Source organism: Anabaena sp. TISTR 8404 (genome assembly GCF_056847745.1).
Window position 1 is genome coordinate 3,355,649 of sequence record NZ_CP180578.1, and the last position, 26,329, is coordinate 3,381,977.

Sequence of the window (26,329 nt, forward strand, 5' to 3'; positions counted from 1 at the left end):
TCTTGAATCGACAAACTCGTTACCGCTATCGCCGCCCAATTGCAACGAGTTCTTGTACTGGATTTATTTTATACCTATTTTTCAAAAGAAAATATACTTAAAAATTAGTATAATCAGCAAATTAAATATATTTGGTTGAGATATTGTGATATTCCTTTTTCCTAGCGATTACTTTAATCCTAAAAAAGCGGATGCAGCTTACTCGGAGCAAGTTGCTTGTATGCAAAATGCTGGGTTTGCAACTTGTGTTATTTCTTTAGAGTCGTTAGGGACAGTTTCGTCAAAGATTATTCCAGTCCCAACTTCTGGTTCAAAAGTTGTCTATCGGGGTTGGATACTCGCGCCCGGAGATTATGAATTATTAGTTAGTGTCGTAGAAAGTACAGGGGCAAGTGTTTTAACTTCTAAGGCTGAGTATTTAGCTACACATTATTTGATTAATTGGTATCCCTTAATTACGGATTTAACTCCAGAGACTAAATTTTATTCCGTCGAGGATGATTTAGAGAACCAGTTGAACCAACTTGGCTGGAATGGATTTTTTATCAAAGATTATGTTAAGTCTCTCAAAACCTCAGTTGGTTCCATAATTAGTCAACCTTCACAAATCAAAACAGTAGTTGCCGAGATGCAAAAATTTCGAGGCACGATTGAGGGAGGTATTTGTGTACGGCGGCTTGAAGATTTTGTCCCAGAAACCGAAAAGCGTTACTTTATATTATCTGGTAAACCTTTTGCCGCTTTACCAGATGAAGAAATTCCAAACATTGTTTTTGAGTGTGCCAAGCGGATTGAGAGCCAGTTTTTCTCTGTTGATGTAGTAGAACGTAGAGATGGCACTAAGCGAATCGTAGAAATTGGTGATGGCCAAGTGTCAGATATTGTTGGATGGACGGCTGAACGTTTCGCTCAAATTTGGATTGACAGCTAACAACCTTCCACGCGTGGACTGCTCAGAGAAAAGATATTGTTTGAGTAAGATCGCCTCATCCTTATGTTGGGTGAAAGTAGAACCCAACAAATGCCATGAATAAAATCGCAAAATTGCAATTATTTTACCTGTCACAATATTTTCTCAAAAGATTATAATTTGGTGTTGGGTTACGGCGCAGTATATATTTGCCGTGTTGCTACCAGTATCTCTTGTGCGTCTCCACCCAACCTACTTTTTTCTTTAACTGTAACCTATCACCTATCACTTATCGTTAACGTGAGTTCGATGAACCTCTCCCCAACCCCTCTCCGAGGCGGAGAGGGGCTTGAAGATAATTGATTATTCACGAACAATGAAGCTTTTGAAGCCTCTACGCCACTTGCTACAACGGAGGGAACCTCCGCAACGCAGTAGCTCCTCCTTGCAGGGTAGAGGTTTGGAGAGGGGTTTTTTAAATCCGTCGAACTCACGTTATCGTTAAGTTCGCAGGCAAGCAGGAGAGAGATACAGTTTTACCTTGTCTTCATACTTTAAATAGCGCCCTCTGCTGAGATAAAAGTTATGCAAAGGACGATAAGCATTAGAGCTAAGAGGGCAATATATCAATGTAATATCTATCACTTTGTCACTGTAGTCTGGCTTACTTTTATCTTTTTTTCATTTGTGCCAGATGAACAGAAAAATATATGACAAGTTTGATACTTTTTTGTTAAGAATAGTTACAGCATCCGTAACACTAGGAAATATTTCTTCTTATGGTAGACTCCCTTGAGAATCACCCACCCCATCAAGTTGTGATCATTGGTGGTGGCTTTGGTGGACTGTATGCGGCAAAGGCACTTGCTAAGGCTAAAGTTAACGTTACGCTGATTGACAAACGTAATTTTCACCTGTTCCAACCATTGCTGTACCAAGTTGCTACAGGTACACTATCACCCGCCGATATTTCCTCACCCTTGCGTTCGGTATTAAGCAAGAGCAAAAATACAAAAGTGTTGCTCGGTGAAGTCAATGATATTGATCCCAAAGCACAACAAGTTTTTTTGGGTGATCAAGCGATACCATACGATACATTAATAGTGGCTACAGGTGCGAAGCATTCCTATTTTGGTAAAGATAACTGGGAAGATTTTGCTCCTGGGTTGAAAACCGTAGAAGATGCGATAGAAATGCGCCGCCGGATTTTCTCAGCCTTTGAAGCAGCTGAAAAAGAAACAGATCCCGAAAAACGCCGGGCTTGGTTAACTTTTGTGATTGTTGGTGGTGGCCCTACCGGAGTAGAATTAGCAGGTGCGATCGCTGAACTCGCTTATCAAACCCTCAAGGAAGATTTTCGCAACATCGACACTTCAGAAGCGAGAGTTTTATTGTTAGAAGGGTTAGATCGGATTCTGCCACCTTTTGCACCAGAATTATCTCAACAAGCAGAAGCATCATTACAACAATTGGGTGTCACCGTTCAGACAAAAACTTTAGTAACCAACATTGAAAACGATGTTGTCACCCTCAAACAAGGCGATGAAGTGAAAGAAATTGCTGCAAAAACAGTATTATGGGCAGCAGGTGTCAAAGCTTCACCAATGGGTCAAGTCTTAGCAGAACGTACAGGTGCAGAGTGCGATCGCGCTGGTAGAGTAATTGTTGAACCCGACTTAAGTATCAAAGGCTATCCCAATATTCATGTAGTTGGCGACTTAGCAAACTTCTCCCATCAAAACGGCAAACCGCTACCTGGCGTTGCACCAGTCGCCATGCAAGAAGGAGAATACGTTGCCAAATTAATTAAGGAAAAAATCAAAGGTAATACCTTGCCTGCGTTTAATTATAGCGATCGCGGCAGTTTAGCCATGATTGGGCAAAATTTAGCCGTTGTTGATTTAGGCTTTATCAAACTCAAAGGCTTCTTTGCTTGGTTATTCTGGCTACTAATTCATATCTACTTCTTGATTGAGTTTGATAACAAACTAGTAGTTATGATTCAGTGGGTATGGAACTATATCACCCGCAAACGTGGCGCAAGATTGATTACTGGTCAAGAATTGCCACTACAAGTAAGAAATGACTATTACAAACCAACGCCAACTAGACAAACAGTGAACGTCTAGAAAGGCAAAAGTACACAAGTCGAATATTTTCACGCTGATCCCATATCCCGCCTGGAACTTAAGTTCCAGGCTAATAGCGAAAGTCCTCTAAAGATGACTCAAAGAAAAATTTTATCTAGTCCACTTGAGTGGACTTTCGCTATGAGACTCGGAATTCATTCCGAGACGGGATAGGTATTGCAACTCAAAAAATTGGGGAATAGATTTTTCTATTCCCCAATTCCTCATTCCTAATCACCTGATAAATCTTGACTAATCCTGAGATAGCACAAGTCTGGGTATAGGCAGGTCTTGATTTTCCAGTAATTCACCTGCGGAGATTTCGTTCACACTTGTTTGTTGTAATACTGTTAATAATTCTGCACTTTGGCTTAATAACTCGTCTACATTAATACCGCCATAACTATCTGGATAACGACGCAGGCGGTTACTTCCCTCTCCCAACAAAATGGCTGCACCTCGCAGATTACCATTTCTTAGATGATACAACGCTACAGCAATTTGGAGAATACCTTGATAAAAAGTCTTTTCGGGTTCAGTGGCTTCAATCCACAAAGCCTCTAAAGTGTCATGACAGGCGTAAAACTGTCCAGAGTTGAACTGTTCTACACCTTGCCAAAACTCTTGGGGCATAGTTTCGCTCATGCCATACTATCTCGTACTTCTTTAATAGTTTCGAGAGATATTTCTTGGCTTTCACCAGCGAACTCATTGTCTGGTGTCAAAAACAGCATACAGTGGCATTCTTTTCGTTCTCTCATAGGCACACAAGGGCAGTTCCAATATGTAGCCTTGACTTCAGCTTCTTTGTCTTCGTAGTGGCGGCAGGGACACAAAGGCGCACCCAGTTCGTCTTTATGTTTGGCTAACCCTTCAATTACCACTGCGGTAACTGAAGGTTCACTACAGAAGTATGTTCCAGTACGCTTGGCGTATTGTTCGGAAAAATGCCGCATTGCCTCTAGGCTTTTATCGCTGGAATGTGTGTTAACTTCTGATGTGATCATGTGGATCGGGCGCTCATAATTTAAATATTTCTTTGCATTGTACCTCAGCCTCAAGGTGCTGTTACTGGGGATATCTCCCCAACCGGATCAGATTCAATGACGATATTTTCACAAAAACCGAACTATACCAGCATTCAATGAAATATTGAATACATAAAATACTCCTTTACAATGCTTGTAAAGGTTTTTGTAGTTGAGGTTGCAGAGCCTGTTCGCTTTGCAAAACAATACCAGGATAATCATGATTAACTATCACTGATTTTTGATCTGAGGGATCATTATTTTGCCACAAAATCCAACGACTTCCTTGCGGTAGAGAAGTTAGCGTCAGAGAATTTTGAGTTAACCAAATTAAAGGATAGTTTGGTGTTTCTGTGGTGCTGGCATCTTCTTGAAATGTTGTGGCGGCTAAAGTTTCTAAGACTGTAGTATCACCTTTTAGTAAACTTGTCGATGCTGTCCACAGTTTGACTGGCATTCCCATACGTTGTGTGTAAAAATACAAACTTGCTGCGGCAATTACTGCTTGCTCAAAATCATTTTCTTGCCATTTACCAGCACTGTCTAAGGCAATAACTATTTCTTGTCCGCCTGTAACAACTTCTAATTCCCTAACTCTTAATTCACCATAACGGGCGCTAGTTCGCCAGTGGATTAGCCGAGTGGGGTCGCCGATGCGATAGGGACGGAGCGATCGCACTAATCCTGATGTTGCAGTCTGCAACGGTCTATTGATAGAATCGCCTTTTTTGCTTTCTTCTTGCCCCATTTCATCAACTAATGGGCAAGTAGTTAAAGGTAATACAGTCGGGTAAACAATTGCGATCGCCTTACAATCTCGCTGACGACGACACCAAAATAAACCTAAAGGTGCGCCAGTAGCTAATTCGACATTGTGCCAGCGATAAATACCTCGGTGCTGGGTAGGGTGATAGTAAACCCAACGGTAACTATTTTTACTAGGAATAATTTCAATCGCCTGTTTAATTGGCTTACCCAAAACAAAAGGCAAAATATCCTCGACTTGTAGCAAACTAACAGATTGTGCTGTGGGATTGTGAATTTCTAATTCTACAGTTAAGTCATCGCCAGCAGAGACAGGTTGAATAGAACTGCGGGTGATAGTTAAACCAACAAGCGATCGCGGTGGGAAAACTGCTGCAACAGCTAACAATGCTACACTCACACCGCTAATCGCATACAGCCAACCCGCCATCGTATTGACAGCAGCGCCAAAAAAACAAACAGCAATTCCTGCGAGTACCCAACCGCTATATGTCGGGGTACTGGCACGATTTTCTAACCAGTTAATGATAGGTTTAATGATTTTCATGTTTCTTTTTTAACCCAACATCACCGGAAGTTCACAGGTGTATAGTGCTGAGGTTATTTCAGTAGCAGAACACTCATAATAATTAGCAAGCATCATCTTTAAGATTCAAAAATGTCAATGTCGGAAAATCTGAGTCACGCAGAAGAAATCCAAGCAATTCGTCGCCGACCAGCTATGTACTTTGGAAGTACAGGAGTACAAGGTACAGAACAGTTTGTTTATGAACTGGTAGCAAATGTCCTTGACGCTTACTTGGCAAAACAAGCAACCTTTGTAAATGTAAGTTTGAATGGAGCAAGTATTTCAGTTGTAGATGACGGCCCAGGACTCCCATTTGATGAACCTAGTGATATGGATGGTGTTAGCCTTGCTACTAAATTGTTAACTCGTATCCATCAGACACGCTCATACGATGAACACACTCCCCACGTTCATATAATTAGACGGGGTGTTGGGCTGGCTCCGATTAATGCAACTAGTATTCAACTAACTGTACAAAGTTGGCGTTTTGGAATGCTGTGGGAACAACGCTTTAGTAGAGGAATTGCTCAAGGGTCTGCCAAGATTATTGAACAAGGTAATGGTCGAGGAACAAAAATTGAAGTAACACCTGATCCTGAACTTTTTGGACAAGCACAACCCAGAGTAGGAATAATTCGTAGAGCTTTATTTGAGACAGCTCATTTGTTTGGTGGTCTGAAGATCGGATTTAATGAAGAGCGTTTCTATGCACCCAAAGGATTGGAAATGCTAGGATTTATACTTTTGAATCGGCAAACAGACGCTAACAATGTGCCATTTCATGTAACGCTGCATCATGACAATATTTTGATTGAAGCAGCTGCTTTTGGCGATAAGCTGCGAACAGGTATCTTTTCAGATCAGCGGCAAACTCGCACATTTTCATGGGTGAATGGAGCCAGAACGCCAGATGACGGTAGCCATGTTGAAGGTTTTCGACAAGTATTGAAAGAAGTAAACTGGAAGCCTGCACTCAGCCTGATTCATGTTGTCATGTATGATCCACGTTTTGCTGGGCCGACACGTGGCAAATTGGATGTACCACATATTAAGGAAGTAATTCAAGATGCACTGCGCGAACCTTTATGTCAGTATCGAGGTTAATAAACCTAATTTGAGGTTTCTATCACTATCAAAATTCGTTATTTGTGAACTTTTCTTTGCGTCTTTGCGCCTTTGCGCGACACTTAAAAAAAAGGTGGGAATTTCCCACCTCAATTTTTCACTTAAATTTCGCTTTACTCATCGTCCACTTATTACTCCCACTCTATCGTTCCAGGTGGCTTGGATGTGATGTCGTAAACCACGCGATTCACACCTTTAACTTCATTCACAATTCGGTTGGAAATTACTTCCAAAACATCATAAGGGAGACGCGCCCAATCTGCGGTCATGCCATCTTCACTAGTAACAATCCGCAAAACTATAGGATAGGCGTAAGTACGCTTGTCACCCATCACGCCAACGCTGCGAATTGGTAACAAGACAGCAAAGGCTTGCCAAACTTCGTTGTATAATCCACGTTGATTAATTTCTTGCCGCACAATTAAATCGGCATCCCGGAGAATATTCAAACGTTCAGATGTGATTTCGCCAATAATGCGAATGGCTAAACCAGGGCCGGGGAAGGGTTGGCGTTGAACGATTTCTTCTGGTAGACCAATAGAACGACCAACTTTGCGGACTTCATCTTTAAATAATTTCCGCAGGGGTTCGACTAGTTTAAATCGCAAATCTTTGGGTAAACCGCCTACGTTGTGATGGCTTTTAATTTTGACTGCTACCCGTTCACCAGTTTGGGGGTCAACGTTGGTATCCGCAGATTCGATGACATCTGGATAAAGTGTGCCTTGGGCTAAATAATCAAAGGGGCCGAGGCGCTTGGATGCTTCTTCAAATGTACTAATAAATTCATGACCGATGCGACGACGTTTTTCTTCGGGATCTGTAATACCTGCAATGGTATCCAAGAAGCGATCGCGGGCATTCACATATTCTACAGGGATATGAAACTGTTCTTGGAACAATTTCACCAACCGTTCTGGCTCATATTTGCGCATGAAGCCTTGGTCGATAAATACACAAGTCAGCTGATCACCGATCGCTTTATGCAATAAAAACGCTAAGGTAGAAGAATCAACTCCCCCAGATAATGCTAAAAGTACGCGTTTATCGCCAACTTTAGCGCGAATTTCCCGAATAGCTTCTTCTACAAATGCTGCGGTTGTCCAGGTGGGTTCGCATTCGCAGATATGATAAACAAAGTTGCGAATCAGTGCTAAACCACCAATGGAATGTACAACTTCGGGGTGGAACTGCACACCATACAGTTTCTTTTCGTGGTCAGCAATGGCAGCACAGGGAGTATTTTCTGTATGTGCTAATACTTCAAAACCAGGCGGCATTTTAACCACAGAGTCTCCGTGACTCATCCACATGGTTGTGCCATCTTCGACGTTGGTTAATAAGTCGGTGGGGTCATCTATATATAATGAGGCTTTGCCATACTCACCGCGATCAGCTTTTGCTACTTCTCCGCCGAGTTGGTTCACCATCAACTGCATCCCATAGCACACACCCAGGATAGGAACTCCTAAATGCCAAATTTCTGGGTCACAATGGGGAGCTTTTTCGCTATAAACTGAACTCGGCCCGCCAGAGAGAATGATGCCTTTGGGGTTAAGTTGCCGCAATTGTTCGGCTGTGGTGCGATAAGACAGAACTTCAGAATATACTTGAGTTTCGCGGATGCGTCTGGCAATCAGTTCGGAATACTGAGAACCAAAGTCAAGAATAACAATCATTTGACGCTCAAGCCGCCCCAATTCTTCTACTGGTTGAGGCGCTTGTTCGGTTAGTAGAGTCACCGCTGTATTCATGATGGGGGAGTGTGAATGAAGTAGTAGATAGTTGCACAGTAGTCTGACAAAAATACCATCTATAGCCTTAGTCACATAGATTAGGGGAGTGTTGATTGCTCAAAGTTTTGAATGAACTGGGTTTATACTCAGCACTCAGCACTTTGTACTCAGCACTTTGCTATGGGCTGGTAAATGGTAAACGAGTCCCCTACAAACGCGGGTTATAAAGCGTTTGCTCGGCCAATCAATCTGACATGGTATTAGAAGGAATAACTTACCCTAGAGTGGTTACTGAAAAAGTTATTTATTTGGATTATTAATGATTATTCATAATAAGTTAACATAATTTTTCGATTAAGAAACAAGCAGTTTTGCTCTTTATGATAATTTTGCGATCGCGATCAAACAAAATTGAGCCACAAGTTGGTACTTTTGTGCCTCGGTTATTATGGCTTTGCATGTATTCTTGAGAACGCGTATCTATCGATTCGGCGATCGCACCATAAACTTGATTTACCCAATCACTACCACTATAATCATCTAATTCTCTAAGATATTTTAGTGCCGCTTCCGCCGTTGCACTGTTAAATACTACTTGTATATCTGATGACTTTATCCCAGCCAAAGCACAGTGGGCTGCTAAAATTTCCCGCCGCCCATCAGCTAAATGATGATGGGTATGAAAAATTCCCCCAGCTAGTTTCAGCAACTTACCATGATAGCCAAACAATAAGATTTCTTTAACGCCCAAAGCATCCGCTTCAACCAACATCGGCCCTAACCAGTTAGCAGTTTTTACCAATTGTTCAGGATTAATACCGAGTTTTCGCGCTAAATCTAAGCCGTTCTCACCAATGCAAAATACTAAACTTGCAAAACGACTGGCTTTTTGTTGTAATTCCGTCCGAAAAGCCGCTAACTGATCAGGTGAACTTAAAGGTTGGGAAATCCCGGTTGTACCTAGCAGCGAAAGTCCTTCAACTACGCCAAAAGCAGCATTGGAAGTCCGTACAGCCAGCGATCGCCCTTCCGGTAAAATAATCGTCACAGTGATTTTCTCACCCGTTGTTAATATTCGCTGCAAGTTCTCTTGCAATAACCTTTGAGCATAACTATAAATAGCAGGCTGGTCATCTGCATTGAGAATTTTGCCAATTCCTTCGCCACCTTTGATAGTTACTGCTTTTTCTGCTTCACCACCCCACTCCACCATTGCCCAAATCGGTGTATCCCGTGTGAGGTCAAGATTATCACCAGGGTCACTCCGAGTAATTGCTAAAGCTATATTTTCAGATAGCCCTGCTACTTGTTCGATTGGTATTTCTGCGATTTGCGGTGGTGCAATTAAATCAACCGCTACAGTTTGCAAAGACTGACGCTGGCGTAACCAATGTAACGCCGCCACAGCCGCAGCACAAGCAAAGACGGGTAAAGTGTATCCAGCTTTGGTCATTTGTCAATTGTCAATAGTCCATAGTCAAAAAGCAGAAGACAAAAGGACAAAATTTCACACTTCATACTTCACACTTCATACTTCATACTTCACACCCCGACTTCTGACAACAAAGCTTGCATTGCTTCCCAAGAGATGCCTTTTTGAATATAACGAGGTGATTCTGGATTATAAGGACTGGCGATGCGATCGATACTGAGAATTGTGGCTTCATCTAATAGCACTGGAACATCAGGATCAAAAGCAGTGGGGCGCATCAAAGAACTCGAAAAACCTTTAAAAACCGCAATTTTGTCTTGCTCATCGGCTATTTCTACCGTGATCAATAAAACTTCTTGGGGGCGTTTAGCGGTGTACTGTTCTAGGCGCTTGCCAATGGAATTATTCATCAAATTGGAACTTTGCGATTGAATTAATTAATGATGTGTGGCTGAACGTCCTTGTTTGCCAAGCTTAATGAGAACAAAATAGCTTAAATAAAGCACATAAATGACTAAACAAGCGATGCCCAGAAATCCGAGAAATGCAGGCTTACTATTGTGATGGAAATATTCTTTAAAGAGTAAGGGGGCTTCAAACCAAACTCGACAATAAGGAGTTTTAATTGCTGTTTCCGAAAAGGCACAACCGATAAAAGGGATAAAAGCGATCGCACCCAGCAGGCTATAAACTGTCACAGCCCAGCGCCAGGATGTAAAAATCAACTTTAGCGGGCTACTAGGTTGATACTCAATTTCTTCATTGAGATCCACCCAAAACCATAGAGAAATAGGAATCAGAATACGTGCTGCTAAACCGGAAATAAAGCTGACTGGATACGCAGCAATCATTAAGTAAATTGTAATTGCCAAAAGACTAGCAACCCGCCAGTAAATCATTAACAGGCGTTGTATCCCTTCTGCCTTTTGTACAAATGCCCAAATTAGCAGGATTAGTGGAATAATCAGCGTAAATAATACTGCCAGTCGATAATCAGCCCAAACATAGGGGCGGAACCAAACGTCTTCCATTGTTTTTGCCAGACGATAAATACAAAGTTTGCATGAAGAACAGATATTTAATATAGCGGATACTTCAGCAAATACTTTAAATATCCCTGCAAAATAAATTACCTAATTAAGCAACAAAACAGGAAAGAGGAAACAGGCAGTAGTTGTGGATAGGGAAATTTTGGAATTATAGAAAACTCTTTAAATAGCTAAATATTATTGATGTTTGGTTACTCACTCCATCCTTCATTTGGGTGAAATTTACCCTTTTGTCGGTAAAAAAAAACAAGCAACTTACAGATCTTTTACTTTTGTAGCTTGTACCAAGTAGCTACTTGTATTCAGGGTCAGTTAAAAAACGTACCCCAAAGAGCATAAAGTACAAGGTTTCAGTAAACAGATTTTGGTTGCTTGCCTGTTGGATGAACAGAACTTGACCCACTCAATGTCTATTCATCGTAAACCCGGCACTCAGCCGCTTCTGGGTTGTCATCGCAGTATTGTTCTAGTGAGTTTTTAGGCTTACTTTGACGCTGGTGAGAAGCTTCAGCTTGTAGTTCTTCAACTGCATCCCAAGCGGCTGCACACTCAGCAGAATTGCTACCTGAGATATCACAGACAGCACGAGCTTGTTCTACTTCTTGTTGAATTTGTTCTTGGATGTCAACTTTTGCCTTGGTTTCGCTCATAGCTTTCATTTCGTTGTGTGTTGTTAATACTAGTATAGAAAAATTCAAAAATTTCTATTTTCTGTACTATCACTCATCATTCTACCTAATTATGTTGATCTACTCAGTGTGAAGGCCTGATGACTGATAACTACGGCAAACCAGGATATTTATCCTGTATCTTTGTCTATCTTTTAAGATTTTATAGAGTCCGTACTGCGAAAGTACATCTATAAACTATATTTATTGCATGTAACAAGAATTGATAGAATATCTGTCTTTAAAGGCAGCTATGTAGGAGGTGAAGCATTGCGGGAAGGCAGTCTGATAGGCGGCTTTGCCTCGTCAAAACCCTGGGCTAAAAGCACGACAAAAGGAAGAGATGAAATTTCATGGCAGATCAAATGCAGTGGGCTAATGCCCTATCAACCCGTCCTTCTCTAGAAGCCGCTGTGACAGATGCGGTGCAACAAACTACGTCTTCCATAACAGCACCAGCGGATTTAGGGCTGGTATTTATTTCATCTGCTTTTGCTAGTGAATATTCCCGGCTTTTACCTTTGCTAGCAGAAAAACTTTCCATACCTGTCATGATTGGTTGTAGTGGTGGTGGTGTGATTGGTACTACAACTGAGGGACAAACCCAAGAAATAGAAGCAGAAGCGGCTTTGAGCCTGACATTAGCACATTTGCCAGGAGTAAACCTGCAAGTTTTTCATATTTTGGCGGAAGAATTACCAGATTTAGATAGTTCACCAGATACTTGGATTAATTTGATTGGTGTACAACCATCAGCCAGACCACAGTTCATTTTGCTGTCTAGTTCCTTTTCATCGGGAATCAACGAACTCTTGCAAGGACTAGACTTTGCTTATCCTGGTTCAGTGATTGTTGGGGGACAAGCCAGTGGCGCTGGTATGGGTAGTCGGCCAACTTTATTTTGTAACGATCGCCTTTACCGTGAAGGTACTGTAGGCTTAGCTTTGACTGGCAATATTGTACTCGAAACTATTGTGGCTCAGGGCTGTCGTCCAATCGGTAAGCCAATGCAAGTTACCAAAGCTGAGCGCAATATTATTTTAGAACTGGATGAACAAGTACCACTGGTAGTACTGCGAGATTTAATTAACAGTCTGAGTGATGAAGAGCGGACTTTAGCACAGCACTCTTTGTTTGTCGGTGTGGCGATGGATGAGTTTAAGCTGTCTTTGCAGCAGGGAGACTTTTTAATTCGCAGTATTTTAGGGGTAGACCCAACTGGAGGTGCGATCGCAATTGGCGATCGCGTTCGCCCTGGTCAACGTTTACAATTTCATTTACGTGATGCGGAAGCCTCCGCAGAAGACTTGGAATTTCTGCTGGAAAAATATCACAACCAAGAAAATCCTACATCCTCGCCGATTGCAGCTTTAATGTTTGCTTGCGTGGGTCGAGGTGAAGGACTTTATGGTAAACCCAATTTTGATTCCTCACTCTTTAGGCGCTACTTCCAAAATATCCCTATAGGCGGCTTTTTCTGTGGAGGCGAAATTGGCCCTGTAGGCGGTAATACTTTTCTACATGGTTACACCTCCGTATTTGGCATTTGCCGTCAAAATAAGTAATGAGTGCTGAGGAGCCACTGCGTTGGGGAGACAGTGCGTTGCGGAGGTTCCCTCCGTTGTAGCAACTGTCGTCGGCTCCGCCGACTCCCTCAGTGGCGTTGCTGAGTAAGAAATTCTTCCCTCACACCCCCACACCCTTTACACCCCTAATCCCCCATCTTTTCCAACAAGAGGGTGCTGTTGTTATCAATGAAGTGAGGAGTACCACAGCGAGCGATCGCACTGTATGCTTGAATGTAATGACGCACGTCTTGGGGAAAATGCGGATAGTCAAACAAAGCATCGCCATCGGCTATAGTTGCCCAAAAATCACGCAGACTGGGAGCTATTTCTTGAGCTTGCTCTAATGGTAAGTTTAATGGTGGATAAGTCAGAAATTTCATTAAGAACGGCAAAGAGCGATCGCCCATCCATTGTTTAGATAAATGTTGCAAATTAGGAAAATCAGGCACAGATTTTACACGATGAGATAAAACCTGTAACCATTCTCTGCCGTAGTTATCTTGGCGAAACTCAAAAATTCGATAAGGATGAGGATAACTCACTAAAGAACCAGTGGTGATATCGTACACCCCATCTGAACAGGCAATATCCTGAACGTGTAAATGACCTGTAAATACTAACTTGACTTTATACTGACGGAGCAGTTTTAACAGTTGAGGTGCATTTTGCAACATATAGCGGTTGCCCATTGGATGGCGTGACTGCTGAGGTATATGCTCAACTACATTGTGATGCACCATCACCAGCACTAATTCTTCAGTTGCTGCTGCGAGAACCTCTTCTAACCAAATTAGTTGTTGCTGATCTAAGCGTCCTAACTGCTGACCTTCTTGATTGAAATAGTTAGAATTTAACCCAATCAGCCGCACTCCAGGTAACACTTGATGAGTGTAGTAAATTTGCTCAGGATTGTCATAGCCGAACTTGCGGTAATAATAGGGGAAATCAGGCAAACCAATGGATTGCTGATCTGCTGTTAATACAGGAACGTCATGATTACCTGGAACCACATAAACCGGAAAAGGCAACTTAGATAAGCGTTGTTGTAACCAAAGATGGTTTTCTGGTTCACCGTGCTGGGTTAAGTCACCTGGGAGCAACAAAAAATCTAAATCAAGTTGTGTTAAATGTTCGATAACACTTTCAAAAGCCGGAATACTAACTTCCACCAAATGAAAACGACTGGGATGATCCCAGATTGTGTGGGGAAGCGCAATGTGTAAGTCGCTGACTACAGCAAAGCGAAAATTGAGAGTCATTGATTTGCAGACAATTTTAAAAATACGGGTTAAAAAAAGCCTTTTCCACAAAGTATAACCTTTGCTCTGTCAACTCTGCTGGAAAACCATTGCTTAACATTTGTATATAAGACTTAGATACCCGACTTCTTTAGGAAGTCGGGGATATTGTTATTCATGAATCATTAATAAGTTCTATATTTTTATTAGCTACCATAAAAATATAGAACTTATTGGAAAATAAATCGTATGCAAACATTGCCCAGTTACTAATAAATTATGGTTTTAAAATTTATCTTGATAAATAGAGTATATTTGATAGTTTTAAATTGAATACTTTATCAAGTATCTAACTTTAAAAGAAAATTTATTATATAATCGTATACTTAGTTTTTTATCTAGAAATCAAGGAGTATCCACTTTGGCACCTGTTAGAGTGCGCCAACACGTTAACCCACTTGCCCAAAAATATCGCACCCCAGTTAATCCTCTTGAGTGGGAAAAAGTTTATGTACAACCCAATCAACCACTGCACTTAGATATTGGCTGTGCTAGAGGTAGGTTTGTATTGCAAATGGCGCAGGTAGAACCTAAATGGAATTTTCTTGGTTTAGAAATTCGAGAACCGTTGGTAGTGGAGGCGAATCAGTTGCGTTCTGAGTTGGGTTTAACCAACCTGCATTATTTGTATTGCAATGCAAATAACTCGTTACAACCGCTGTTATCTAACTTACCTCTAGGAATTTTACAGCGGGTTACCATTCAATTTCCCGATCCTTGGTTTAAAACTCGTCATGCTAAACGCCGTGTAGTGCAACCAAATTTAGTGGCAGAATTAGCTAATTATTTAGCTGTTGGTGGGGTTGTATTTCTGCAATCAGATATGAAATTTGTTGCTGTAGAAATGTGCGATCGCTTTGCAGAAAATCCTGCGTTTGTGCGAGTTGGTACAGAGGAATGGTTAACAGAAAATCCCCTACCAGTCCCCACAGAAAGAGAAATAGCGACCCAAAACAAAGGTGAACCAATTTATCGGGCTTTGTTTCAAAAAGTGCTGAGTGCTAAGTAATACCATTTCACGAAAATCCTGATACAAATTCATTGGTTGTTTACTCTTTTCCCCTGCGCCCTGCGGCCTATTTGTATGCAAACTTAAAGTGAAAAGGTATAAGGGTGTAAGTTTAGCGCTTGATCAAAGGTAAATTGACAATGAATGTTGTCCCAACGCCAACTTCGCTGTTTACCATAATTTCGCCACCATGTGCATCCACACACTTTTTTACAATTGCCAGTCCTAAGCCAGTACCAGGAATTCTACCGACATTTTCTGCACGATGGAAAGGCTGGAACATTCGCTTTTGGTCTTGTTTAGGAATACCAATTCCCCAATCTTGAAAGCGAAACATAACAGAGTTTTCTTGGCTAATTAATTCAAACTGAATTCTGCCATCAGGGAGTGAATATTTAATTGCATTGCCAAGTAAATTGCCTAAAATATGGCGCAGTAGTGTTTCATCCCAAACTGCGTCACCTAATTCTCCATAACTAGCAAAAACCAGATTTAGATTTTTTTCCTTAAGAGTTAATTGCGCTTCATCAACTAATTGATGGCAAAATACTTCTAAATCTAATGGCTCTAGGTCGCATTGAAATTTACCAGAATCAGCCCTACCAATTAACGACACTTCATCTAACATTTGTGCCATATTCTTGATAGCAGCACGAATCATTTGCAGATGATTACGTTTTTTTTCTTGAGTTAATTTATCTTCATTATTTTGCAGTAATCCTGCTGCTAAAAGAATGGTATTTAACGGTTGGCGGATATCATGAGAAAGCATAGAAACTAATTCTGATCTGAACTGGTTGATTTCATTAGCTTTCACCAGTTCCGCAGTGCGTTCGTCAACGCGTACTTGTAATGTCTGATTAACTTGGCGTAATGTTTCTAAAAGCTGTTTACGCTCGATCGCATAACATATAGAACGAACCAAGCCATTAACATTGACTTGACGTTTGACTAAATAATCTTGCGCTCCTTCTCTAACTGCTGCAATTGCCAGGTCTTCATCGTTGGTATTTGTTAGTACTACAATTGGCACACTAGGCGCACAATTAATCAACACTGGCAGAGAAGATAATCCTTGACTGTCAGGTAAGGTAAGGTCTAACAAAATAATGTCGTAGTTACTGCGACTAAGTTCATTGAGTCCTTCTTGCAATCGCTTGACATGAACTAGCACAAATTCTTTAGCATCGGCTTGCTGCAAAAACTCTTGCAATAACCTAGCTTCTGCCAGATTGTCTTCAATTAACAAGATTTTTACTAAGCTTCCAGCCATAGTTTTCCGGTTTCAACCCCTGGGAAGTGTTGAGTTAGAAGGCAGAAGATGAAAGGATGAAGTATAAAGGCTAAAAGCTGAAAAATAAATATTTCATACTTCATACTTCATACTTCATACTTCTTCTTACTCTGACGGTAAGGTGACGGTAGACAGCCAAAAATCTTCGATGCCTTTGACGATTTGAAATAGTTGGCTGAGGTTACGGGATTTAGTAATGTAACAGTTGACGTGTAGGTCGTAGCTGTGAAAGATGTCATCCTCGTTTTTTGAGGTTGTTAGCACGACTACGGGAATACGTTTGAGTACGGGGTCGTTTTTAATTTCTGCCAATACTTCCCGACCATCTTTTCTCGGTAAGTTCAAATCTAGCAGAATCAGGTCAGGGCGGGGCGCATCAGCATACTCACCTTCTTGGCGTAAAAATGCCATAGCATCTACGCCATCTCTGACCGTCACTACTTCGTGAGGCACTGAGCTATTTTTCAATGCTTCTTGGATTAAGCGAACATCGGCTTTATTATCCTCGACCAAAAAGATGGTTTTGAGCTTGTTTTCCGTTTCTACGCTCACGTTCGCGCCCTCCAACTGGAATTGTAAAGTAGAAGGTAGCTCCTTCACCAAGTTGTGATTCTACCCAAATCCGACCCCGATGGCATTCGGCAATCTTTTTGCAGATAGCCAAACCCATACCTGTACCAGCGTACTCGTCTCGTGTATGTAGACGTTGAAAGATCACAAAAATGCGATCGCTAAATCTTGGGTCTATGCCTATACCATTATCGCGTACCCAGAACAACCATTCATCTTCTAATCTCTCGGCTCCTACATGAATTTCTGGCTGTTGATCACTGCGGAATTTGATGGCGTTGGCAATCAAGTTCTGAAATAGTTGCATTAACTGGGTACTACCCGCCATTACTGTTGGTAAGGGGTCATGGGTAATAATTGCTCCCGTTTCTGCAATGCGTTGTCTGAGATTACCGAGGGCGCGTCCTAAGGCTGTTTCGACTTCAGTCAGTTGAAATGCGATCGCCTGTGTATCTACTTTGGAGTATGCTAATACGTCATCAATTAACGTCTGCATCAGGCTGACTCCCTGAACAGCATAACTGATAAACTCTTTGGCATCTTCGTCCAGTTCTTCGTTATAGCGCATTTCCAACAACTGCACGTAATTCGCCACTTGATTGAGTGGTTCTTGCAAGTCATGTGAGGCGACGTAAGCAAACTTTTTCAATTCGGCGTTGGAACGTTCTAAATCTTGCGCTAATTGTGCTAATTCATCCGCTTGGCGCAATACGATATTGACAATTGCTTTGCGCAATTCTAGCGCGGCTTTAACTTCGACAGGTTGCCAAGGTAAAGATGTTAAGCGAACTGTTTCTTTCCACAATTCAAAAGATTTGCGCGGACACAGACGCACATTTCCATCTGTCTGGCTAACTTCAAACGCTTTATTAGGATCACCACCCCAATTTACAGTTTGAATTACTTCTGGACGGAACCACAAAACATAATTCCGCTTGGAAATAGGAATCGCTAATAAACCACTAGCAACGTTTTTAAACCTTTCCGCATCTGGATAAACCTGTGGCAAAGAATTGGTATAGAAAACTTCTTCATCGACATTATTCTTTAACCACTGCACCAAAAAATTCAGGTCTTCTTCTGAAGGAGTTTCACCAATTAATGTATAGTTGTCACCAAAACAAACAGCCGCACCTTGAGCGCTAGTTAAATCTAAAAGATTCGGTTGATGTTTGACTAAACCATCGATAAAGTTTTCTTCTTGAGACATATATTCAACCAACAATGATTGAATATGTGTCAAATTCATGCGATAGTCATAATCTTCGGTTTCTTCTCTGGCGGAAATTTCTGCAAATATGACTCGTCCTAAAAATTCGCAGGCTTTCCGTAATTCGTAAGAGACAAATTTTGGTGTTTGATGATGACAAGCAATCAATCCCCAAAGTTTTTGGTCTTTAATTAAAGAGATAGTCAAAGAAGCACCCACACCCATATTGTGTAAGTACTCCAGATGACAAGCAGCCGGACTGCGGAGAATTGAGTTAGTTAAATCTAATGCACGTTGGCTTACCGGATTAATAGCCGGAATTAATTGTACTGGCTCTGCCTGAGCATCGGGGATAATTCTAATAGAATTAGATGCAAATAATTTTCGGGCTGGCTTCGGAATATCTGACTCAGGATAATGCAAGCCTAAATAAGGTTCTAGATGTTCTAGCTTTTCTTCAGCGATGACTGAACCATGTCCATCATGATCAAATTTATATAGCATTACCCGGTCAAAACCAGTTACCTTCCGCACTTCCTGGACAATTATCTGACAAAAATCTCGCAGATTTGAGGTTTTTTCTAACTGGTTAATAGAAGTTCTTGCCAGATGGTAAAAGCTTAAGAATGGGATATTTTCTTGAGAAAATGCTAGTTCTAATTCTAGAATTAACAACCCTTCTGGATTCCGGTGAAACACTGCGTCAAAAACTACGTATTCATCACCTTTTTTTCTAAACCAAAGTTTTGTTGGGTTGATAAATTCGAGATTATCTTCTGCTAACCCAGCTTTAATCCTTTCTAGTTGAAATGAGTCGAGTAAATCTTCGAGTTTTTTTTGCAAAATTTGTTCCGGTTCTATGCCGAAAACATTCCAAGTGTTATTACTAACTTGTAATATTTGTAACTCCGGCTCTGCCAACACTAATAAAACTCCATGAGGCTGTATTTGCCGAGATGTGTGAATCGGAGCTTCTTTTAGGCTAGTTACATTAATGCTAGGAAGTTGTAAGTTTAATTCCATTAGGATTCTCCTCTATTTCTAGGGAGCATCAAAAGCAGCGCCTATATAGGTTGTACCTATTAAATTGATTAACTTTATGACACTTCCTAGATGTAAGCTTATATAATTTCTACTCTTTAAATCTACGTAATTACTAAATTTTTACAGTTTCAAAATAGAATGATGAATTATAAAACTTTTCTTGATTTTTCTTCATCTATTCTGATTTTTCTGATGCCTAACTTTTGATACCTCTGTTGCCTTGTTGAGCTTTTATATATCCTACTTAGCGTTTTTAGTCTAACAGGCAGGCTCTATAAATACCGATAAGAAATGTAAAAAATATGCGATTAGCTACCCTGCATATATGTAGCAGTATTAAGAATTAATAGGTGATAGGTAACAGATGACACTTATTTTAATCTTAAATTGCTTTAAATCCAAGAGTTAAACCACATCCGTAGTCTATAACCTTCGGATGAAATAGGTAAACCTAAATAAATGGGCAACCAAAATACAAAAGCCACTAAAATAAACACAGAAATGGTGGCACCGATCGCCTGCAATGGACGATAATAGCTACGAAGACATTGATCGACAAACCAAGCGATCGCTAAAAATGCAAATACCACAGCCGTCATATAGTGGTAAATAAAAGCGCACCGCGACACCCGCATCCAAGGTACTAAGTTAGTAGTATAATTTACAACTAAATACAAGGCAATCCATGTATCGACAGTGAAATTTTTCGGTAAGGTAAAACGTTTTTGCTGCCGCCAATAAATTACCATCGAGACAATTAGCATCCCCATCAAGAATAGAATGGCAGCAGCAGCAAACCACCACAAAAAAGGATTGCCCATTGCATGAACATCATAAACAATTTTTCCTGTACCAGATGGTAAATCAGGCCCTAAAACAGGTAATGGATCAGTAGCATTTTGGCCGGTTTGGTAATAATATGCCATTGGTCGTGTCAACAGAGGCCATTTATACCAAGCTGCACAGTAGGGATGTACTTGAGCATTATTACCACCTAGACGTTCATGAAAAGCCAAAATTTGCTTGTGGACTTCTATAAATCCATATTTTTTATCTAGTTGTAAATGAGGAATCCAAATTAAACTATAAACAGTCAGCGGGAGAATGCCTAAAAATAATACAACTTGCCAAGTATACAATTGTGTGAGTTTTTGCAGTGGTGAAGACGCTTGTTGATTGATTTCTTCAGAACCATTAGATAAATTATCAATTCCATTGATTTTTTTCACTAATATTTGCCATATCCAAGCAAATATCCACAAAAAATAAACACCACCAAGAAAAAATAAACCATTCCACTTAGTGGCTACAGAACAACCAAAAGCAATCCCAGCAATTATTAAAAATAGTTTACGTTTTTGTTTCTGGTTATTTAAGGCTAACAGAAACAACCAATGCCCTAATAAACCAAATAAAACTATATATATATTGATAAGTGCATAGCGAGACTCAACGATAAATATGCCATCAACAGCAGTGAAGAAACCCGCAATTAAGGCAAAGCTGCGACGAGAACTCAATTGATAAGCAATCCCAGCAATGAGTAAAGGGATAAAAGAACCTAAAAAAGCATTAATCCAACGATAATCCCAAGGCGATCGCAGTGAACCTGTGAGTCCATTCACGCTCTCATGCCAAAATGGTACATGACTGCCCAACCAAATACCTAGGGCAATTATCAGTTTCCCTAATGGTGGATGACCATCAAAAAAGGGAACATGGGTGAGATAGTTATTACCAAATTTAGCGTAGTAAACTTCATCAAAAACTAAAGTATTAAACCTATCTAACCCCCAAAACCTCACAGCGAGTGAGAATAAAAATATACCTGCTAACTCAATGTAGAACCTGTTTTTAGTCATTAGTCAATAGTCTTTAGTTATAGCGAAGTGCTGAGTGCTGAGTGCTGAGTAGAAACTCAGTATTATCAGTGGTTTCAGCAATCAATATAGTCCTAACATCTGCTTCGACTGCTATATTTTTCCTTTGTTCTGCTTTGTCAGAAAATTTTTTAGGGTGAGCATTGCCCACCCTAATAGTACTGAATATTAGAATATTAAGCGATCGCAAATTCTGAATCTTGCCGTAGTTCTTCAGACCAAAACCCCAAAACAATCTTATCTTTCGGTACACCAGCATTGACGAGTTCTGCTGCTACTCCCTCTTCTGTGCCATCACGTTGAATCCAAATCTTACCATCAATAATATCAACGTGAATCAGACAACCGTGAACACGACGAGTTGCAGTTGGCGATAGTTCTGGTACTGGTTCTCGACCGAGAATCATCACCAAATAGCGGTCTTGTTCTTTATCAAAGATAGTTTCATACTGAATATTGCCGTAAGAGTAAGGAATTTTTGTATGTTCAGTAAGAATGTGGCAAATTAGCTGTCTGTATTGTTCCATCGTATCCACCGGATGATTACCTCCTGTTTTGGATGAAAAACAATGAGAGGAATTTTATAGTCTTCCAATATCAGTTTACCAAGTGGCTCTTCTTCAAAAATATCGGTAAAAACATCCTCGTGAACAGCAATATACAAAACCCTATCTGGGTAATTGCGAGAGATTACAGAAAGGTATGTAAAATATTGACCAATCGCTTGTTCGAGGTCTGCAACTTCTGAGTCTCCACCAAAAGTTTTAATTTCAACAGCAATTTTCTGCGTTCCTTTGTCTGCTACAAGCAACTTTTCTGCACCAAGATCAGCATATAAGTCCTTTTTTCCCCATTTCAAATGAAAGGGATCATCAGTAATCGTCCACCCATCTTTAATGAGGGCGTTCTTGACGTTCTCATGGTAGCGGTCTCTAACTGGCATACATGGTTTAAGCTATCGATTGTCATGATTGTAATACCAGAAGTAGAAACGCGTACTAGTATGGCAGTACAGTATTTGATGCAAAAAAAATCGAGTCTGCATCAGGCAATAAAGGAAGGGAAAAAGAACAAGTGTAAAGTGTAAAAAGTAAAAGTATAAAGTGCTATCAGAAAATCCTTCCAACCTCGCAGACAACACGAAAACCAAAAATGACGTAGCGGAAGTCGCGGTAATTATAGCTGCGAGACACGGAACGGCAGACAGTAGGAATGTCATTCCAGGAACCGCCCCACAGAACGGCTCGTTCTTGTTTTTGAGAAAGATTCTTATTATCATCAAACCAAGGACTGCCATCTGTTGGCGCACCTTCATAGTTAGCGTGCCAATCATCCAGACACCATTCCCACAGGTTCCCGTGCATATCGTATAGTCCAAAATAATTGGGTTGAAAGCTGCCTACTGGCGTTGTTTTTTCTCTATACTTTCCCTTGGGGGCTGCACCATAAGTGTAGTTACCATCATAGTTGGCGACTTCAGTTGTGATGGTGTCACCAAAATGAAAGGGAGTCGTTGTACCAGCGCGACAGGCATGTTCCCATTCTGCTTCACTTGGTAAGCGATAATTACGACCTGTTTTTTGAGAAAGTCTGGCACAAAATTCTACAGCATCATACCAAGTAACCCCCTCTACAGGACGATGATCATCACCCTTAAAATAAGAGGGTCTTGGATCTAAATCTTGATTGATTTTAGGGAAAAAAGCCGCAACTTTTTCCCATTGTTCTTGAGTAATGGTATATTTCCCCATACAGAAGGTTGGAACTGTTACTTGATGTCTGGGGAGTTCATCATCATTTCCTTCTGCTTCATTTTCAGCAGCACCCATTAAAAATGTGCCATTAGGAATTTCGACCATTTCTAGATTTACGCCAAACCCCAGATCTTCTATAAAATATCTAGCTTGGCTGGTGCGAGTAACTCTTTTGATTCCAGATTGGAATTTCACCGTTTCAAATTCAAATTCTTTTAACAAAGTATTTTCTTAGAGTTGAGAAATAAGTTACGGCTTACGCTTAACAAACCCTACATATAATTTAGAAATGGTTTCATAATCAACCGGACATAATATAGCAGTCATAAATCATTAGTGAACAAGAAGATCCCAGACTTCTTAAAGAAGTCTGGGATCTGAGTCTCTAAAATCTGAAATTTATCGCTTTACTTAAGATTCAGGACTTTCGACTTTTGCGACTTCCAGCATTGTTTTTAGTACCGAATCTGGATTTAGACTGATGGAATCAATTCCTTGTTCTACTAAAAACTGGGCAAATTCTGGGTAGTCGCTGGGTGCTTGTCCACAAATACCGATTTTGCGATCGCGTTTTTTGGCGGCTTCTATGGCCATTTTCACCATTTGCTTAACGGCGGGACTGCGTTCATCAAATAATCTGGCGACTAAAGCGGAATCTCTGTCTAAACCCAAGGTTAGTTGAGTCAAATCATTGGAACCAATGGAGAAGCCGTCAAAGACATCTGCAAATTCTTCTGCCAAAATTACGTTACTTGGTAACTCGCACATAACATAAACTTGCAAGTTATTAACGCCTTGTTTCAAATTATTTTTTGCCATCTCTGCTAAGACCAAACGCCCCTCATCGGGAGTGCGGCAAAATGGAATCATAGGAATGACATTTGTTAAACCCATTTCATCCCGGACTCGCTTGATAGCCTGACACTCTAAGGCAAAAGCAGCTTTATAGCCTTCATCATAATAACGTGCTGCACCTCGCCAACCCAGCATCGGGTTTTCTTCACTTGGTTCAAATTGTTTCCCGCCTAACAAGTTGGCATATTCATTACTCTTAAAGTCCGACATCCGCACAATCACAGGTTTAGGATAAAATGCTGCGGCAATTCTGGCTATGCCTTGGGCTGATTTATCCACGAAATACTGCGGCTTATCATCATAAAGTGCAGTGATTTTAGCAATTTCTGCTTTTACTTTTTCATCTTCTAATTGGTCGTAATGCAGCAACGCCATTGGATGAATTTGAATTTGATTAGCAATGATAAATTCCGTCCGCGCCAAACCTACGCCATCGTTAGGAATTGCAGATAAACTAAAAGCCTCTTGGGGATTACCTACATTCATTAAAATTTGGGTGCGGGTGCGAGGCAAGTTTTCTAAAGGAACTTCTTTGACTTCAAAGGGTAATAAGCCGGGATAAACTTTGCCGTCTTCGCCTTCAGCACAGGAAACTGTGACTTCTTGATTATCTTTTAGAACTTGTGTAGCATTCCCGCAACCAACGATCGCCGGCACACCCAATTCTCGTGCAATAATTGCAGCATGACAGGTACGTCCGCCAGCATTGGTAATAATTGCACTGGCGCGTTTCATAATTGGTTCCCAGTCGGGATCTGTTCTCTCGGTAACTAACACATCCCCTGGTTGGAATTTGTCGATGTTGTGGACATCTAAAATTAAGCGGACTTTCCCTTGAGAAATGGCTTCACCAATTGCACGTCCGGTAACAAGAGGGAGTGGGGTAGATTCTTTACTCGTTCCCAAGCGATAGCTACGTAAAACATTTCCTTTTTTCTGTGACTGTACAGTTTCAGGACGCGCTTGCACAATAAATAATTGATTGCTGATCCCATCTTTTGCCCACTCAATATCCATTGGGGTGTAATTACCGTGAACTTGAGAATAATGGTCTTCAATTACGCACGCCCAACGTCCTAGTTGTAAAATTTCTTCGTCATTCAGGGCAAATTTAGTGCGATCGCTTTCAGGAACGGGTACATTTTTGGTTAACTTACAATTATCATCTGACCTAACTGTTAATGTATGGACGCTATCACTAGCACAAGCAATTAAATCTATGTCCGAGGCAGGAACATAAACCATTTTGATTTCTTTACTGCCTAGTTTTTTATCAATAATTGGGCGGAAACCTGTTTTTAATGTTGGTTTAAATACTACATATTCATCGGGATTTACTGCACCTTGAACAACGTTTTCTCCTAAACCGTAGGCGGCGGTAATTAAAGCTGCATCCTTAAACCCGGTTTCTGTATCAATAGAAAACATTACGCCTGATGTTGCTAAATCAGAACGCACCATTTTTTGCACACCAACTGATAAAGCCACATTAAAGTGATCAAATCCTTTTGTATGGCGATAAGAAATAGCGCGGTCAGTAAATATAGAAGCAAAACATTTATGACAAGCTGTAATTACTTCATCAACACCAACAATATTTAAATAAGTTTCTTGCTGTCCGGCAAAACTCGCATCAGGTAAGTCTTCAGCAGTGGCGCTGGAACGAACAGCAACATCTGTTTCTGTTTGGTATTTATCACATAAACTTTGATAAGCTTTAGCAATTGCCTGACGCAAATCTTCTGGGAATGGTGTGTGCAATAATAGCGATCGCGCTTTTTCTCCACGTTCGCGTAAATTGTTTACATCTTCAACATTTAAGTCAGAAAAAAGTTGGCGTAACTTTGCTTCTAATCCTGCTGATTGAATGAAATAACGATAAGCATAAGCAGTAGTCGCAAACCCCGTCGGGACATTCACACCTTTGGGAGTTAATTGTTGAATCATCTCTCCTAAGGAGGCATTTTTTCCACCTACTAGGTGTATATCTTTAATGCCTACCTCATCAAACCAGAGAATGAGCGATCGCTCTTTAGAAAATGAAGACAAAGTTTGATGAGATACTGTAACCATAAGTGTTACCTCCCAAATAAATACTCTGGTGAATGAGCTTTAAATTTTAGTGAATAATTTTCTATCTCGCACCTAGCAGGTATTTTGGCGCTGAATCAGCGTCTGATATATCTTTTTGGTGCTTAATAATTCCTTTGGGATCACGATAACAAATAAATCCAGATTTTGGGTATGATATGCATCATTCCTTAAAATAGTGCCTACAGTGTCTACAAATACTCCATAAGTCAGTAACTGTCTCAGCAATTACCAATAATGTAACGAAAAATAAAGAGACATTGCATTGCAATATCTCTAAAAATGTTATGGGTAATTACACTGTTCTATCTAAACTTGATTGGGTGGGTTAGAATTACGAATTACT

Annotated in this window: 22 protein-coding genes; 5 read left to right on the forward strand and 17 right to left on the reverse strand. The window is 40.7% G+C overall.

Annotated features, from left to right (window positions below; translation table 11 throughout):
- The first annotated feature begins 145 nt into the window (after positions 1–145).
- Together ACMX3D_RS14510 and ACMX3D_RS14515 are read left to right on the forward strand one after the other, a co-directional pair.
- The gene (locus tag ACMX3D_RS14510; protein ID WP_482752098.1) at positions 146–931 is read left to right on the forward strand and encodes an ATP-grasp domain-containing protein; all 786 of its coding nucleotides are present in this window, start codon (positions 146–148) and stop codon (positions 929–931) included.
- A 758-nt stretch (positions 932–1,689) separates the two neighbouring features.
- On the forward strand, positions 1,690–3,039 hold the full coding sequence (locus tag ACMX3D_RS14515) for an NAD(P)/FAD-dependent oxidoreductase (RefSeq protein ID WP_482752099.1): 1,350 nt from the start codon (positions 1,690–1,692) through the stop codon (positions 3,037–3,039).
- Positions 3,040–3,291: 252 nt separating this feature from the next.
- Here the strand turns inward: ACMX3D_RS14515 and ACMX3D_RS14520 are convergent, their stop codons facing one another.
- From ACMX3D_RS14520 to ACMX3D_RS14530, 3 genes are all read right to left on the reverse strand, one after another.
- Positions 3,292–3,684, reverse strand: a complete 393-nt coding sequence (locus ACMX3D_RS14520; RefSeq protein ID WP_482752100.1) for a DUF309 domain-containing protein — start codon at positions 3,682–3,684, stop codon at positions 3,292–3,294.
- A complete protein-coding gene (locus tag ACMX3D_RS14525; RefSeq protein WP_229538637.1) occupies positions 3,681–4,046 on the reverse strand; it encodes a ferredoxin thioredoxin reductase catalytic beta subunit in 366 nt (121 codons plus the stop codon). Before ACMX3D_RS14525 ends, ACMX3D_RS14520 begins: the two co-directional genes overlap by 4 nt.
- A 166-nt stretch (positions 4,047–4,212) precedes the next feature.
- Positions 4,213–5,379, reverse strand: a complete 1,167-nt coding sequence (locus ACMX3D_RS14530; protein WP_482752101.1) for a DUF58 domain-containing protein — start codon at positions 5,377–5,379, stop codon at positions 4,213–4,215.
- A 111-nt stretch (positions 5,380–5,490) separates the two neighbouring features.
- Between ACMX3D_RS14530 and ACMX3D_RS14535 the strand changes: the two genes are divergently transcribed.
- Positions 5,491–6,504: a hypothetical protein gene (locus ACMX3D_RS14535; RefSeq protein WP_482752102.1), complete on the forward strand. Its 1,014-nt coding sequence runs from the start codon at positions 5,491–5,493 to the stop codon at positions 6,502–6,504.
- 152 nt (positions 6,505–6,656) lie between these two features.
- On the opposite strand, the gene guaA is transcribed toward ACMX3D_RS14535, so the two are convergent.
- The 5 genes from guaA to ACMX3D_RS14560 form a co-directional block, all read right to left on the reverse strand.
- Complete coding sequence (guaA, locus tag ACMX3D_RS14540; protein ID WP_482752103.1) at positions 6,657–8,279, reverse strand: glutamine-hydrolyzing GMP synthase; 1,623 nt, start codon at positions 8,277–8,279, stop codon at positions 6,657–6,659.
- Positions 8,280–8,598: 319 nt separating this feature from the next.
- Entirely contained in the window at positions 8,599–9,714 is a 1,116-nt protein-coding gene (cbiD, locus tag ACMX3D_RS14545; RefSeq protein ID WP_482752104.1) for a cobalt-precorrin-5B (C(1))-methyltransferase CbiD, read from the reverse strand.
- 89 nt (positions 9,715–9,803) lie between these two features.
- Entirely contained in the window at positions 9,804–10,103 is a 300-nt protein-coding gene (locus tag ACMX3D_RS14550) for a DUF7734 family protein (RefSeq protein ID WP_482752105.1), read from the reverse strand.
- A gap of 27 nt (positions 10,104–10,130) precedes the next feature.
- Positions 10,131–10,724: a DUF3177 family protein gene (locus ACMX3D_RS14555; protein WP_482752106.1), complete on the reverse strand. Its 594-nt coding sequence runs from the start codon at positions 10,722–10,724 to the stop codon at positions 10,131–10,133.
- 428 nt (positions 10,725–11,152) lie between these two features.
- Entirely contained in the window at positions 11,153–11,392 is a 240-nt protein-coding gene (locus tag ACMX3D_RS14560; protein WP_482752107.1) for a CP12 domain-containing protein, read from the reverse strand.
- 371 nt (positions 11,393–11,763) lie between these two features.
- On the opposite strand from ACMX3D_RS14560, the gene ACMX3D_RS14565 reads away from it, so the two are divergent.
- On the forward strand, positions 11,764–12,975 hold the full coding sequence (locus ACMX3D_RS14565) for an FIST signal transduction protein (protein ID WP_482752108.1): 1,212 nt from the start codon (positions 11,764–11,766) through the stop codon (positions 12,973–12,975).
- Positions 12,976–13,121: 146 nt separating this feature from the next.
- Here the strand turns inward: ACMX3D_RS14565 and ACMX3D_RS14570 are convergent, their stop codons facing one another.
- Positions 13,122–14,237 carry a metallophosphoesterase family protein gene (locus tag ACMX3D_RS14570; RefSeq protein ID WP_482752109.1) on the reverse strand — a complete coding sequence of 372 codons (1,116 nt, stop codon included), beginning with the start codon at positions 14,235–14,237 and terminating at the stop codon, positions 13,122–13,124.
- 400 nt (positions 14,238–14,637) lie between these two features.
- Between ACMX3D_RS14570 and trmB the strand changes: the two genes are divergently transcribed.
- Positions 14,638–15,285 (forward strand): tRNA (guanosine(46)-N7)-methyltransferase TrmB, encoded by a 648-nt coding sequence (gene trmB / locus ACMX3D_RS14575; RefSeq protein ID WP_482752110.1) that lies wholly within the window; start codon positions 14,638–14,640, stop codon positions 15,283–15,285.
- A 112-nt stretch (positions 15,286–15,397) separates the two neighbouring features.
- On the opposite strand, the gene ACMX3D_RS14580 is transcribed toward trmB, so the two are convergent.
- From ACMX3D_RS14580 to ppsA, 8 genes are all read right to left on the reverse strand, one after another.
- Positions 15,398–16,558 (reverse strand): sensor histidine kinase, encoded by a 1,161-nt coding sequence (locus tag ACMX3D_RS14580; RefSeq protein ID WP_482752111.1) that lies wholly within the window; start codon positions 16,556–16,558, stop codon positions 15,398–15,400.
- 126 nt (positions 16,559–16,684) lie between these two features.
- Positions 16,685–17,131, reverse strand: a complete 447-nt coding sequence (locus tag ACMX3D_RS14585; protein WP_482752112.1) for a response regulator — start codon at positions 17,129–17,131, stop codon at positions 16,685–16,687.
- Positions 17,079–19,382, reverse strand: a complete 2,304-nt coding sequence (locus ACMX3D_RS14590; protein ID WP_482752113.1) for an ATP-binding protein — start codon at positions 19,380–19,382, stop codon at positions 17,079–17,081. The genes ACMX3D_RS14585 and ACMX3D_RS14590 overlap by 53 nt, the downstream gene beginning before the upstream one ends.
- Positions 19,383–19,795: 413 nt before the next feature.
- Positions 19,796–21,265, reverse strand: a complete 1,470-nt coding sequence (locus ACMX3D_RS14595; protein ID WP_482752114.1) for a dolichyl-phosphate-mannose--protein mannosyltransferase — start codon at positions 21,263–21,265, stop codon at positions 19,796–19,798.
- A gap of 194 nt (positions 21,266–21,459) precedes the next feature.
- On the reverse strand, positions 21,460–21,819 hold the full coding sequence (locus ACMX3D_RS14600; RefSeq protein WP_482752115.1) for an element excision factor XisI family protein: 360 nt from the start codon (positions 21,817–21,819) through the stop codon (positions 21,460–21,462).
- The gene (locus ACMX3D_RS14605) at positions 21,789–22,226 is read right to left on the reverse strand and encodes an element excision factor XisH family protein (protein ID WP_482752116.1); all 438 of its coding nucleotides are present in this window, start codon (positions 22,224–22,226) and stop codon (positions 21,789–21,791) included. Before ACMX3D_RS14605 ends, ACMX3D_RS14600 begins: the two co-directional genes overlap by 31 nt.
- 166 nt (positions 22,227–22,392) lie before the next feature.
- Complete coding sequence (locus tag ACMX3D_RS14610; RefSeq protein ID WP_482752117.1) at positions 22,393–23,259, reverse strand: formylglycine-generating enzyme family protein; 867 nt, start codon at positions 23,257–23,259, stop codon at positions 22,393–22,395.
- Between the two features lie 189 nt (positions 23,260–23,448).
- Positions 23,449–25,965, reverse strand: coding sequence for a phosphoenolpyruvate synthase (ppsA, locus tag ACMX3D_RS14615; RefSeq protein WP_482752118.1), 2,517 nt, complete (start codon positions 25,963–25,965; stop codon positions 23,449–23,451).
- Positions 25,966–26,329: the final 364 nt, after the last annotated feature.

Coding starts and splice junctions, on each gene's coding strand:
- ACMX3D_RS14515 (WP_482752099.1), top strand. CDS start 1,690: ATGGTAGACTCCCTTGAGAATCACCCACCCCATCAAGTTGTGATCATT.
- ACMX3D_RS14520 (WP_482752100.1), bottom strand. CDS start 3,684: ATGAGCGAAACTATGCCCCAAGAGTTTTGGCAAGGTGTAGAACAGTTC.
- ACMX3D_RS14525 (WP_229538637.1), bottom strand. CDS start 4,046: ATGATCACATCAGAAGTTAACACACATTCCAGCGATAAAAGCCTAGAG.
- ACMX3D_RS14530 (WP_482752101.1), bottom strand. CDS start 5,379: ATGAAAATCATTAAACCTATCATTAACTGGTTAGAAAATCGTGCCAGT.
- ACMX3D_RS14535 (WP_482752102.1), top strand. CDS start 5,491: ATGTCAATGTCGGAAAATCTGAGTCACGCAGAAGAAATCCAAGCAATT.
- guaA (WP_482752103.1), bottom strand. CDS start 8,279: ATGAATACAGCGGTGACTCTACTAACCGAACAAGCGCCTCAACCAGTA.
- cbiD (WP_482752104.1), bottom strand. CDS start 9,714: ATGACCAAAGCTGGATACACTTTACCCGTCTTTGCTTGTGCTGCGGCT.
- ACMX3D_RS14550 (WP_482752105.1), bottom strand. CDS start 10,103: ATGAATAATTCCATTGGCAAGCGCCTAGAACAGTACACCGCTAAACGC.
- ACMX3D_RS14555 (WP_482752106.1), bottom strand. CDS start 10,724: ATGGAAGACGTTTGGTTCCGCCCCTATGTTTGGGCTGATTATCGACTG.
- ACMX3D_RS14560 (WP_482752107.1), bottom strand. CDS start 11,392: ATGAGCGAAACCAAGGCAAAAGTTGACATCCAAGAACAAATTCAACAA.
- ACMX3D_RS14565 (WP_482752108.1), top strand. CDS start 11,764: ATGGCAGATCAAATGCAGTGGGCTAATGCCCTATCAACCCGTCCTTCT.
- ACMX3D_RS14570 (WP_482752109.1), bottom strand. CDS start 14,237: ATGACTCTCAATTTTCGCTTTGCTGTAGTCAGCGACTTACACATTGCG.
- ACMX3D_RS14580 (WP_482752111.1), bottom strand. CDS start 16,558: ATGGCTGGAAGCTTAGTAAAAATCTTGTTAATTGAAGACAATCTGGCA.
- ACMX3D_RS14590 (WP_482752113.1), bottom strand. CDS start 19,382: ATGGAATTAAACTTACAACTTCCTAGCATTAATGTAACTAGCCTAAAA.
- ACMX3D_RS14595 (WP_482752114.1), bottom strand. CDS start 21,265: ATGACTAAAAACAGGTTCTACATTGAGTTAGCAGGTATATTTTTATTC.
- ACMX3D_RS14605 (WP_482752116.1), bottom strand. CDS start 22,226: ATGCCAGTTAGAGACCGCTACCATGAGAACGTCAAGAACGCCCTCATT.
- ppsA (WP_482752118.1), bottom strand. CDS start 25,965: ATGGTTACAGTATCTCATCAAACTTTGTCTTCATTTTCTAAAGAGCGA.